Genomic DNA, 12210 nt, shown 5'->3' with positions numbered 1-12210 from the left:
GCGGACTGTCGTGTCGAGAACTCCCTTAGAGATTTCAGACGTCCATTTTCAAGATGCGCGACCGACATCGGCATCGAATCGATTGAGAGCACCGATGTGAGGCAGATCCCCCTAGCGCGCGACGATCAGCGAAGCGTGCATTCCCATCGCGTAGTGACCTGGCCGATTGCAGATCAGCACGTACCGGCCGGGCGCGAGCTTCAGCATAAGACGCTTGCTCGTGCCGGGCGCCACGTCCTCAACTTCTCCCATTTTCTTGAACCCGCTTTCCGCTACTGTGTCCTTCTGTACCGGCAGGTGACCGTCGGGCAACTCTGTCTTCAGCACTACCAGTTCATGTGTCGTGTTGCCGTCCGGTGAACCGGTCACCTCGAAAGTGACTGTTCCCGCCTTGACTTCGCTGGTAGCGAGATGAATGGCGGTCGATGTCAGCTCGACTTGTACTGTCTCGCCTGCGTTGCCTCGCATCGAAGCAAGGCTGAGTGCAACAGCACCAAGCAGGAATACTGCGTGACGTCTACTGATCATGATCGCTCCCCTCAAAAACGCAACTGGCTTCTGGTCGTCGCGGGCGTTGCCGCGCCGACAAACCGTTTCCACAAGGTCGGCCTTGCCGGTCGTTGATGCTCGAGTATCAACGACGCTGAACACATTCTTGCCCCGGTCGACGACAGGAAGAAGTAGGGATACCCGCCGAACTGCATGGGTAGAGACCCGCATCCTGTCTACGTCTGTGTGAAGGCGCGGCCGTGGATGTCCGATCTTCTCGAAAGACGACAATCGCGGCTATGGGATAGGTCATTGTGCGAGCCTCGGTTCCGGCCGATAACTTGCCGGCGAGTCTCCATGAACGGATGGCCGTTTGACCTCGAAACCTGCCGTTGCTGCCACGACGCATCGAAGGACTGCAACGGGTCGAAAGCGGGCTGCCGGCGACCGCTCTCCGGCCGGTTATGGTCAGTCTGATCACCGGTGAGCCCAATACCTTGGGAGTGCCATGGTGCAGCACCAGTGATTCTCCTGGCGGACGTCGCGGCCATAGCGCCGGCTTATAGTACCCTCAAGCGCAGCGGGTTCCTGACCATAGCGCCGATGGAGTAGCGAAGCACCGACTTGCGGTCATCGTTGGAGATGATGCCGATTAGGAGACGATTAGGAGCGGGTGCTCATCGGGTTGAATCAAGACGCTTTCACCGATGCTGAAATCGAGCATGTCTGCGTGAGCTCGCATCTGATGAAGGAACTTCAGGGCGCGCGACGATTCGGTTGTTGAGGTCTATGAGTTCCGTCTCGGTCACTTTATCGATGTCAATCGTCATCGCGATGGACTCTTATTGTGGCGCTGACGCTCACTATGTCGCGCGATTTGTGCACGACGCCCAAACGTTTAGCTTCACCGGCGGCCGAAGGCCGTCCAGTGCAAGCCAGTGTTAGGCCGAGCGAGATCCTCGCTGGGCGACTGCATAGATGACATTGGTTTCCACGCGTTTGACGCCCTTCGCGGCAAGCGCGTTGAGAATCTCTTGCTTGACGCCAAGCGCAGCCTCGGCGCCCATCTGGTCAATCGTCCAACGCAGACCACTGCCCAGTGCGATGGTCCAGAAGTCCTCGGGCGCGCGTAGAATCTGATAGCCCTCCTCGGCAGCAACTTCGACGTGCCGAACGCCCGCGTCTGCGAAGAGCTTGCCGACCGCGTCTGGCGTCGTAATCCGGTCCCAAGGGTTGAAGGCCGAGTAGAGATCCGGGCGCACACGATGGACGGCGGCCAGCCAGATTTCGTACGCCGGAGCAAAGATGCCCGGTCCCCATGTCGTGATCGCCAATTGCCCGCCTGGCCGCACCATCCGCCACAGCTCTGCCACCTGAGCCTCCATGTCGGGGACGAAGAAAATACCGAATACGCACACGACTGCGTCGAAACGACGATCTGGGAAGGCCAAGGCTGTCATGTCTGCCCGTCGAAACTCTACCCGGTGTAGCCCAGCCGCTTTTGCTTTTGCGCGGCCGAGCCTGAGTAAGCCCTCGGCGAGATCGACTGCAATGACTGCCCCCGTCGAGCCAACTGCCTGCGCTGCAGGTATTGCAGAAGCACCCGAGCCGCAACACACGTCCAGGACGTGTGCGCCGCTCTGGAGCTTCAGGCGCTCGACTGTGCGTCGACCATACCGATCCCAGAACCCCAACGGCTCGGCGTCGAACGTATCTGCGGCAGCGTTGTAGGTCTTCTCTGCCTTCAGCTTTGCTGCCTCCAATGCATCGGTCATGGAGTCCTCCCAACGTCGCCGCGGCCTAACGGTCATTCGCCAGACTCACCGTTCAGGACCATTGAAATTCACACAATTTGTGGGCGGGCAATAACAGCCATAGCCGATGTTCCAAATCTGCCCTTCGGATAGGATACTGCGGATCGAGTGACCGCTTTGGAACATACTAGATTGTCTCCTCCTGGCGGGGAACGTCGCGATCCTCTTCGTGCTCAACAGCGTAAAAAATGAAACATCCAGGAGTCGCTTACGACTAACTGGACTGGCCGAGTATTTGCCGGCTGGCGAGGCCGAGCGACCGGCCGTTGTACCTTGGAAGCTGCCGTTGAGGCGGCGTCAGATTGAACGGCGGGTGTGGGTCGACATGCGACCTTCACCGCTGCCGACTGCGGAGGTTGCCTGGCGACATGGAGCTGGCGTGCCTACCGATGGGCTGGCTAGCGGGCGCCGCGCCGAAAGACCGCGATGCCCTCAGTGCCGATATCGAACGCCATCAGGTCTTCTCCGACCACGAGCGGACCTTTATAGGTCTCTCGCGTCTGAGACACGATGTCGTCCGTGGTGACGGCCCGCACCGTCGGAGTACCTATCATTGAAAGGTGGGTGTAAACTGCCAGCTTTGGATGCGCGCGGCTGAACAGCGTGCCCGCCTGCTGTGGCGTCACGTGGTGCGCGGCGATGAGCTGGATCGCCGGGTTCTTCATCAATTCCGGCATGACGGCAAAGACCTCATGCACCAACAGATCGGTTCCGATGCCGTATTTAACTACATTCTCGTCCGCGCTCGTGTCGCCCGAAATGAGCACGGCGTGCCCCGCATAATCAATGCGATAACCGTAGGACGGCTTCACGGCGGCATTGCCATGGTTGTTCTCGAACGCGGTAACGCGAAGCCCATCCTTATCGTAGACTACACCCTCCGTTTTGAACTCCTCGACGGTTACGGCCACACCCTCCCGCGAAAGCTTTTGGTCGTCCATCCGCACCTTGATGTCATTGGAATAGGCGCGCTCGAGGTTCGACATCAGATTGACGGCGCCTACAGGACCGATCACGTGCAGGGCCGATTTGCGCCGCCCGAAGGGCGGCGGAAGCCATCCGGTCAGCCACAGATCGGGAATTCCGACGGAATGATCCGAACGGTAGTGGGTCATAAAGAGCACATCGATCTCTCCAAGAGGGATCTGCAGCTGATCAAGTCGGATCGTCGCGCTTCTTCCTGCGTCGATCAGTATTTTCTGGTTTCCCGCCTCGATCAGCGTGCTCGAGCCGAAGCGGTCGGGCAGAGGGTCCGGGGCGCCAGTGCCGAGAAGCGTTACACGGAACAAGTCCTGTGCGGTCTGCGCCGTCGCGGCGTTTGGACGACCGAGTGCAGTCAACGCACTTGCGAGGACGGCGATGAGCAAAAATCTTTTCATCATTCCATCTCACAGATCGGCCGGCTTATCCGACGGTAGAGGATCGCGCGGCAGCTTTGTCAGCCGGGCTGCGTATTCCACGGAAGACGACGAACATTCCCCGCGAGGGCGACTCCACGCGAAGACGACCAGGCGGAGCGTAGCGACGCGGGGTTGAACGTTTTTACTCTGACTCCTGTTCGTTGGTCAAACCATTTCGGCGTTTCCGCCCGGATCGCCGTCAAGCCTTACTGGTGCCGGGACGCGCACTCGCCTCGATACCGATATTCGTACCGGTCTGTCGCCGCGAAGGGCGGCAGCCGGCCAGTTCCGGACATTCGACTACGCCCTGTAGATTCGCGACAATCAGGGCTGCGTTTGATTGCGAGTTATCGCAAACGTCTACGATCCACGCTTATGACCTAACGGTAATCTTCGCTCGCCCGACTGGACTGCCGTTCAGCGGATGGACTGTATAGGCCATGGAAGTTCGCCACACCCGGGCTGCTCCGTGGCGCGACGCAAGCGCACTCCCAATTGGACTAGCCGTTGATCTCAATCGAGCGCATGCGGCGTTCAAGTTCGCAAAGATCGACTGACGACGCGAGGTAGGCGTCACGACGGCCATGTTCAGCGCGTTCAAGCAAGCTGCGCAACTTCCTGGCAAGGTATGCAAACATGATGTGCTCCGGCATCCCGGTTGGATGCGTGGTGGGCCGCGGCCGCAGTAGTGGGTTGCCGGCCACCGACGGCCGGCCGGCGGTGCTGCCTGACAAGCAATCGGTCGGCGTAGGCAGCACGCTACGCTACTGCCCGGCTTCCACCGTCTCGGCTGCCTGAGCGGCGCTTGCCTGCACGGCGCTCGCCCGGTCCGGTTTGTCCGTACCGTTCCTGGCCGCTTGTTCGGCAGCCATTGTCTGCGTGCTGACTCCGCGCTGTGACGCCGGCGCACCTTCGGTAGGGCGGTAATGCGGAGCGGGGCCATAGCCGCTTGCAAAGGCGGGTGTCGCGATAATCGCGGTTGCCGCGATCAGAATGGTCGTCATATGGTTCCTGGTCACGATAGTGCTCCAGATAGGGTTGATATTCAGTTCATCGGCGGCGCTGTGCTGTCTGTTGTCACCGTTGAAGATCACTTCCGCTCGATCACGACTTCGAGGTACTCGCTCGGCCGCACCAGCGTGCGGTCGCCCGAACGGTTGCCGCTCTCCATCAGGGTCAGCAAGTCCTGGGTGAAGGCAGCCTGCTTACCGGCGTCGAGCACGCCGAAGGTCTTGTTCATCGGGCCGTAGTAGGTGCGGAACACTTCGATCCAGTGTGCCGGCGAGCGGTAGCGGAAGACGAACTCGCGGCTGGTCGTGCGGATCACCTGCGCGGTTTCGCCGAACAGCTCCTCTAGCGTTGCCTTCGTGCCCCATAGTCCCGGTGAATTGACGCCTGGCGCGGGTGGGACGTACTTGCCGATCGTCCTGAACACTTGCCCGATGAAGCTCCCGGGCGTCCAGTTCGCGAGGCCGATCCTGCCGCCCGGCTTGCAGACGCGCGCGAGCTCGCTCGCCGCCTTTTCCTGGTCGGGGGTGAACATCACGCCGAAGGTGGACATCACCGCATCGAACGACGCGTCGGGGAACGGCAGGTTCTCGGCATCGGCTTCCTGAAACTGGATCGCGTGGCCTTCGGCCTGCGCGCGCGCCCGCCCGGCGTCGAGCAGCGAGGACACATAGTCGGTGGAGGTCACGTCGCACCAGCGGCGCGCGGCGGCAAGCGTGGCATTGCCGTTGCCGGCGGCGACGTCGAGCACGCGGCTGCCTGCGCGCAGGTCGAGCGCCTCGCACAGGTTCTCGCCGACGATCTGCAGAGTGGTTCCCACGACGGCATAGTTGCCCGTGGACCAGGCGGCCTGCTGGCGGGTCTTGACCGCGGCGAGATCGCCGGCGGGCGACGAAGTTGAGGTGACTGCGGACATGGCTGTACTCCTGGTAACGTTGGACAGGAACATGGTTCTGGTGCAGGGACGTGGTACGTTTGCCCGTCTTCCCGGTGACGGGTTGCGGCATCGCGGCAAAGCGCTGGATCTCAACCGGGAAGCCCATGCCCGGCAGCGACGCGAAGGCAGGACGACCACTGGAGCGCCTTACTGGGCGCGAGGAGCAAAGCGTGAAGCGCCGAATGTGCTATTCCGCTACGCTCACGCCCGACCCGCCCATTTCCTTTGGGACATCCTGCATTTTCGGCAGCCCGTCCTTCATGCGCAGCGTCGTCTCCTGATAGTGCACATGGACGCCAGCGTGGTACGGGAAGTCAGGAATAACCGCTGCGTACACGTCGATGAGTCCCATGCCTGGATGGTCTGTGAAGAGATGGCCTCCACACGCTTTGCACCACTTGCGAAAACTGTGCGGCGTCTTGTTGTAAGTGCCGATGTCGTCTGCTCCCCGCGTCACCTGCACCGCTTCGGGTTTCCATAAAGTGAAGGCGTTGACCGGCCCTGCCGACCACCTTCGACACGACTCGCAATGGCAATAGCCCATTCCGGCTGGCTCGCCGCTCACAGTGAACTGAACTGCGCCGCAAAAACAACTGCCCTTGTAAGTATCTCCGTTGCCCATCATGTGCTCCTCCGTGGTTTGCACTCGTCTTGTTGCGGCTCTCCATGAAGCGTGAGCCGGTCCTCGATCCGAATCCTGTTGCTGATGTCTGCGGGTGTAGTATCAACACGTTGGTCAAATCGATGAATATCCAGGCGTCCAGATCTCTTGCGCGGAACGCCGGAATTGACGGACGCTGTTCATGGATGCCGTTTCCGATATCCTTCGCTTCGTACGACTGAACGGCGCGGTTTACCTCAATGGAGAGTTCACCGCGCCGTGGTGTGTGATTGGCCAGCCGGATACGGCGCTCTGGTCGGCCTTCCTGCCGCAATCGGAGCGCGTGGCGTCGTACCATATGATCATTGAAGGAAGCTGCTGGGTGCGGCTCGCCGACGACCCCGGCACGACCATTCACCTCGATGCCGGTGAGCTGCTGGTGGTGCCGCAAGGTGCAGAGCACATCTTGGGCAGCGCCCTGGAGCTTCCTCCCGCGACGCCAGGACCGCTCCTCGCCAGTCAGTTGGAGAAAGCGCCGGGCCAGGTGATGAAACTGTCCCACGGGGGTGGCGGAGTTCCGACGCGTCTCGTGTGCGGTTTTCTGGCCTGCGACGATACGCAGAACAACCCCTTGCTCTCGTCGCTGCCACGGCTCTTCAAGGTCGACATGCGCAACGACCCTCGTTCCACATGGCTCGAATCTTCGCTCCAGTTCGCGGCCGCCGAAGCCGCTGAGTACCGCGCAGGCAGTGCGATCGTCCTCGCCAGACTGTCTGAGCTGCTCTTTGTCGAGGCGGTACGCCGTTGTATCGAGGCGCTGCCGGCCGATCGGAAAGGATGGCTGGCAGGCGTGCGCGATCGCTTCGTCGGACGCGCGCTATCGATGCTCCACGCGCAACCCGAGCATTCGTGGACTGTCGAGGAGCTCGCGCGCAAGGTAGGATTGTCGCGCTCGGCGCTGGCGCAACGGTTCACTGAGCTGCTTGGACAACCGCCAATGCAGTACCTTGCGCAGTGGCGCCTGCAGATCGCGGCGCAGGAACTCCGGATCGGCAGCAAGTCGCTCGCCGCGATAGCGGAGCAGATCGGCTACGATTCGGAGGCGGCATTCAATCGGGCCTTCAGGCGCGAATTCGGAATGCCTCCGGCTTGCTGGCGAAAGACCCGCGGAACGACGGATATGGCCGGCGCACCCGCGAATGCGGTCGGACCCGCGGGCGAGACGACCGCAGCGCCTTAAGGCTTGCCTGACCACAAACCGACAGCCGCCTACCGTTTGCTGCTGCCTGCGATCGACCTGCTTTGTGCAGGGTGAATTGTCGTCGATCGCCTGTTGCTAACGTGCTTTATATTCCGCTTTCTGAAGCGACCCGTACATGCGCTTCGTGAAGCTGTGTCATCCCATGGAAGCGACATGCCAGGACCGGACAACAACTCATACGGCGCGCGTTCGACGCGGCAAACAGGATCGGCGACCTTAGTTTTGGCGCATTTAGCTGCCACCATCTGAACACTAATCTGCTCGCAACGGGAGAGCCGTTGGCCGAGGTGCAGCGTGAAGCCGAGGCCGGTCTCGAGTTTGCGAAGAAAGTTCGGTTCGGCCGCCTCATTGACCAGATCGCCACGCAGCTCGCGTTTGTGCGGACGTTACGCGGCCTGACAACGCAGTTCGGTTCTTTCAATGGCGGCGAATTCGATGAGCTTCAATTCGAGGCGCAATTTTCGGGCAATGCCTCCTTGGCGACGCGAGAGTGTTTTTCTTGGATCAGAAAGTTACAGGCTCATTTCTTTGCCGGCGATCATGGCGCCGCGGTCCAGGCGTCGCTGAATGCGAAACGTCTGCTCTGGTCAGTGCACTCCTACTTCGAAGTGGCGGAGTTTTATTTTTACGGCGGACTCGCTCGGGCGGGGGCTTTTGACTCTGCAACCGCCGGCTCACGAAAGGGGCACTTCGAGGCTCTGGCCGATCACCACAGGCAGCTTGCAATATGGGCGGAGAATTGCCCGGAAAACTTTGAAGACCGGGCCGCACTGGTGGGCGCGGAACTCGCCCGGATCGGAGGGCGCGACCTCGACGCCATGCGCCTCTACGAGCAGGCTATCCGCTGCGCACAAGCGAACGGTTTTGTGCACAACGAGGCCGTCGCTAACGAGCTTGCGGGACGTTTTTTCCTGGCGGGCGGTATTGAAAGCGCGGGCTACTTCTATCTCCGCAACGCGCGTCAGCGCTACGACCGTTGGGGCGCCCACGGCAAAGTAAATCAACTCCACGAACGTTACCCGAATCTGCGCCGGGAGCGAACGCCGGGTTCCGCAGCCGCGATTGGCAAACCGTCGGGGCAGTTGGATGTCGAGACTGTTGTCAAAGCTTCGCAGACACTTTCAAGTGAGATGATCCTTCCTAGTCTGATCGAGAAGATGGTACGACTCGCGGTCGAAAACGCAGCGGCTAGTCGGGCGCTGCTCATCCTCCTTCGGCGCGGCGCGCAGGGCGGCGAGCCCCGGATCGAAGCAGAAGCGATCAGTGGACCGGGCGGGATCAAGGTTGCAGTTTGTCAAGCCGCGATCACGCCGTCTGATCTCCCGCAATCCGTGCTGCAATATGTCATCCGGACACGGGAGTGCGTGCTCCTCGATGACGCCTCGGCCGATAGCGTGTATTCAAAAGACGAGTATGTTGGGCGTGAGGGTTCACGCTCCGTACTGTGCCTGCCCATCGTAAGGCAGACAAGGCTTGTCGGCGCGCTTTATCTGGAGAATAACCTGGCACCGTTCGTCTTTACGTCAGACAGGGTTGCCGTATTGCAGTTGCTGGCTTCGCAAGCCGCCATTTCACTGGAGAATGCGCACCTCTATTCGGATCTGCAACTCCAGGCCGGACTGCTGCAGCGACTTCCTGTATCCGCCTGGACACTCAAGCCGGATGGGACACCGGACTTCGTGAATCAGGTCTGGCTTGACTACTCCGGCCAGACTCTCGACTTCGTCCGGTCGCACCCGGAGGCCTGGATGACCGCAGTTCACCCCGAGGATCGCGAAGCGGCATCGAGGGCCTTTTGGGGCGGGGTGCGCTCGGGACAAGGATGCTCAATAGAAACCCGCTCCCTGCGCGCTCACGACGGAAGTTATCGCTGGCATCTCCAACAAGCTGTGGTCCTGCGTGATGCTGAAGGAAAGGTTCTGAAATTCGTCGGTACCACCACGGACATCGACGAGCAGAAGCGCGCCGAAGACGCACTACGTCAAGCGCAAGCCGATCTCGCACGCATTAACCGGGCGACCACGATGGGAGAGTTGGCCGCTTCCCTGGCTCATGAAATCAATCAACCGATTACGGCTGCTATCGCCTACGCAAATGCCTGCCTGCGATGGCTTGAACGCGATGAGCCGGATCTCGGCGAGGCGCGCTCGGCTGTCACCCATATTGTGAGCGACGGACAACGCGCTGCCCAGATAATCGCCAGGATCCGCGCCCAATTCGAAAAAGGTGCCCTGAATCAGGAGGTCGTCGAGGTAAGCGAGATTGTGCGGGAAACCGTGGGCCTCCTGCGCGCCGAGGAAGCGCGATACGACATATCGGTCCGCACAGAACTGGCAGCCGGCCTCCCGCAGATCGTCGGCGACCGCGTGCAATTGCAGCAGGTCGTGATGAACCTGATCGTCAACAGCATCGAAGCGATGAAGGATGTTGATGGAACCCGGGAGATGGTCATCAGGTCGCGGCGGACCGAAAACGGGCAGATTCTTGTGTCTGTCAGTGATTCTGGCATGGGCGTTCCACCGCAGCTCGCGGAACAGATTTTCGATCCGTTCTTTACAACCAAGTCCCACGGCACCGGCATGGGGCTTCGCGTTAGCCGTTCAATCGTGGAGTCGCATGGCGGACGTTTATGGGTCACCGGCGCGCTTGGGCGGGGTGCGGTCTTTCAGTTCACCCTGCCTGTTGCGGTTGCCGACCGTCATTAATTTACTATCAAGCGGTCAGGCCGCGCTCACGTGCGCGCAGTCGCGCGTTCGCTTCCAACTGTGAGGGACCCGGTTCAGTTGAATCCAAATCGGGTACTGGCTCAGGTCGGGGGACCGGGTCGCCGATGAGCTTCGCACTCAACGCATGTCAATCCACAAGGCGACAGAAGACGCTGCATTTCGGGGCGCACTTCACCAGGGATTTCGGATGCCGACATTTCGGCGCTCTATGCATACTAATAAGGAGGTCAATCTCTTTCGGTCCCGCCGTTCGCTTCACGGCTTGGCGCGACTTCACCGAAGTGGCCCGAAATCCGTCAGCTGCCTTCTGAGCCTTGCCCACCCCTGCTAGCAGTTTGCCTCACTACCGGTAACTTGACAGCGCCTACGCAACGGCTCCCAATGTGACAACGCCGAATATTTCATTGATCTCCTGTTCTACCATCTGAAGCTGCGCTGCTACGTGGTCGTTGAACTTACGCATCCTTGGAAACAAAAGCTGCCATCGATCGACCAGATTGAGGCAAAGCTTCGACCGGATGTGCGCGATGTTTAAGCACAACCGTACGGGGGATGCGCGAGCACCCCTAAAGTCGGCGGCCAATTTGACATAAAAGAAATGGTCGAACTTTTATCTGTAGTACTTACGATACCGCCTACACACCGGATGTCGAGCACGGTATCGAAAGGGGCGGGAAATATGACGCTCACAAAGCGGCCGGCGAGCAGCGGCCAGGCACAAAGCGCCGATGACTTTATCTCGCGCGCACCAGACGCGGCCCACGAGCCGACGGCGGCGCTATCGGGCATGAGCCGTGCCGAAGGGGCGAATCGGCGATAATGGACGAAGCCGCTCACGCCGGCCAGCCGAGATAGCGCCATACGTCGGCACGCGCCGCCGCAATGCCACCGGCGGCGGCAACCTGGGCTGGCGCGCTTGCTATCCAGTCGGACCATTGAAGATCGAATGCGAACGCTGTAAGCCGCGCAAGGGTCTTCGCCCGCGCCCACGAGCGAGCCGACGCAGGCCGGCATGCGGCCGATGCGCTCGACCAGTCAGGCGGCGCACAATAAGTCGGGCACGCCGCCGAGCGAAATCAGGACCGTGTAGAGCAGCGATTTCGTCACCGTCGCGCCGTATCCGCCCGAGAATCCCCGTAGTAGCGAGTGCCCCCGATTTAGCGGAAACTCCGGTACCGTCGGGGAGAGTGGTCGGCGGCGGTGCCGATTTCGCGGATACGCGCCGACATCGCCACTTTTGAGAGAACAGTGCGCGCGAAGACGGACTACCGCCGCGGCGCTTCTCGTGCGTCGCAGAAAAAGCTCAGGGTATCGTCATGCTTGATCTTGACGTGCCATTCTCCAACACAGTATTTGGCGTCGGAGAACTTCTCCCGCCATCGGTGTGAGAGCTTGCCGATCCAGGCACGCGCTTGCGATGGCATCTGCGGCGAGGCGGCCATCTTCTGCAGCAGCTGCAGATGGCCGGGATCGCCCCAGCGCGGGCTGGCTGCGACATGCGCATTCCAGACAAGCACCACGAGCTTGTAAATCTCACGCACCGCGGCGATCGGCGTGTCTTCGGTAATGGCCTCAGACAGAAGCGGCTCACCGAAGTCCAGAATCGTCTCGGAGATTTTGCGTTCGGTCTTGCCCGTGCTTGCCTTGTTCATCGCTTCGTTCCGTTGATGTGCGAGCGCAGTTCAGTGCCGGGTCGCCGAGCGCGCAACCGGCAAGGACGACGTCGAGGCCAAGGTCGATGTTGATCCGGCTGCTCCGGAGGGCTTCCAGTTGTAGTGGGCCAATTCCTAGATCCGGTTGATCGGATGGTCGTTGATCCGCCCGAGCACGTCGGCCAGATAGTCGTACGGGTTGACATCGTTGGCCCGGCAGGTCGCCAGCACGCTGTAGAACATCGGCGTGGCGTTGCCGGCCTCGGGGCCAAAAAAAGATGATGCTTGCGACTGCGCATTATTCCTCCCCAGGCTTACGCAG

11 protein-coding genes and 1 pseudogene are annotated in these 12210 nt (G+C 60.7%); 3 read left to right on the top strand and 9 right to left on the bottom strand.

The window, feature by feature from the left end:
• Positions 1-111 precede the first annotated feature (111 nt).
• The 7 genes from B0G77_RS39075 to B0G77_RS39045 form a co-directional block, all read right to left on the bottom strand.
• On the bottom strand, positions 112-528 hold the full coding sequence (locus B0G77_RS39075; RefSeq protein WP_133667229.1) for a plastocyanin/azurin family copper-binding protein: 417 nt from the start codon (positions 526-528) through the stop codon (positions 112-114).
• A 902-nt stretch (positions 529-1430) separates the two neighbouring features.
• Positions 1431-2264, bottom strand: a complete 834-nt coding sequence (locus tag B0G77_RS39070) for a class I SAM-dependent methyltransferase (protein WP_133667228.1) — start codon at positions 2262-2264, stop codon at positions 1431-1433.
• Between the two features lie 437 nt (positions 2265-2701).
• Positions 2702-3685 (bottom strand): MBL fold metallo-hydrolase, encoded by a 984-nt coding sequence (locus B0G77_RS39065; RefSeq protein ID WP_243751467.1) that lies wholly within the window; start codon positions 3683-3685, stop codon positions 2702-2704.
• Positions 3686-4203: 518 nt separating this feature from the next.
• On the bottom strand, positions 4204-4341 hold the full coding sequence (locus tag B0G77_RS39060) for a DUF3563 family protein (protein WP_133667227.1): 138 nt from the start codon (positions 4339-4341) through the stop codon (positions 4204-4206).
• A gap of 126 nt (positions 4342-4467) precedes the next feature.
• Complete coding sequence (locus B0G77_RS39055; RefSeq protein WP_243751511.1) at positions 4468-4707, bottom strand: hypothetical protein; 240 nt, start codon at positions 4705-4707, stop codon at positions 4468-4470.
• Between the two features lie 86 nt (positions 4708-4793).
• The gene (locus B0G77_RS39050; protein ID WP_208116586.1) at positions 4794-5627 is read right to left on the bottom strand and encodes a class I SAM-dependent methyltransferase; all 834 of its coding nucleotides are present in this window, start codon (positions 5625-5627) and stop codon (positions 4794-4796) included.
• A gap of 208 nt (positions 5628-5835) precedes the next feature.
• The gene (locus B0G77_RS39045; protein ID WP_133667224.1) at positions 5836-6270 is read right to left on the bottom strand and encodes a GFA family protein; all 435 of its coding nucleotides are present in this window, start codon (positions 6268-6270) and stop codon (positions 5836-5838) included.
• 181 nt (positions 6271-6451) lie between these two features.
• Between B0G77_RS39045 and B0G77_RS39040 the strand changes: the two genes are divergently transcribed.
• The 3 genes and pseudogenes from B0G77_RS39040 to B0G77_RS45400 form a co-directional block, all read left to right on the top strand.
• Positions 6452-7489: an AraC family transcriptional regulator gene (locus tag B0G77_RS39040; protein ID WP_133667223.1), complete on the top strand. Its 1038-nt coding sequence runs from the start codon at positions 6452-6454 to the stop codon at positions 7487-7489.
• A 308-nt stretch (positions 7490-7797) separates the two neighbouring features.
• Positions 7798-10215: an ATP-binding protein gene (locus B0G77_RS39035; protein ID WP_243751510.1), complete on the top strand. Its 2418-nt coding sequence runs from the start codon at positions 7798-7800 to the stop codon at positions 10213-10215.
• A 412-nt stretch (positions 10216-10627) separates the two neighbouring features.
• Positions 10628-10771: pseudogene (locus B0G77_RS45400) on the top strand (hypothetical protein); the annotation flags it as partial.
• A 730-nt stretch (positions 10772-11501) separates the two neighbouring features.
• Here B0G77_RS45400 and B0G77_RS39025 read toward each other — a convergent pair.
• Both B0G77_RS39025 and B0G77_RS39020 read right to left on the bottom strand, forming a co-directional pair.
• Positions 11502-11888 (bottom strand): hypothetical protein, encoded by a 387-nt coding sequence (locus tag B0G77_RS39025; protein ID WP_133667221.1) that lies wholly within the window; start codon positions 11886-11888, stop codon positions 11502-11504.
• A gap of 135 nt (positions 11889-12023) precedes the next feature.
• The gene (locus tag B0G77_RS39020) at positions 12024-12131 is read right to left on the bottom strand and encodes a transposase domain-containing protein (protein WP_133667220.1); all 108 of its coding nucleotides are present in this window, start codon (positions 12129-12131) and stop codon (positions 12024-12026) included.
• Positions 12132-12210 lie beyond the last annotated feature (79 nt).

The sequence above is a fragment of the Paraburkholderia sp. BL10I2N1 genome, assembly GCF_004361815.1.
Taxonomy (GTDB): Bacteria; Pseudomonadota; Gammaproteobacteria; order Burkholderiales; family Burkholderiaceae; genus Paraburkholderia.
Note: the sequence above shows the minus strand (reverse complement) of the source record. Positions and strands in the feature narration are given on the sequence as shown.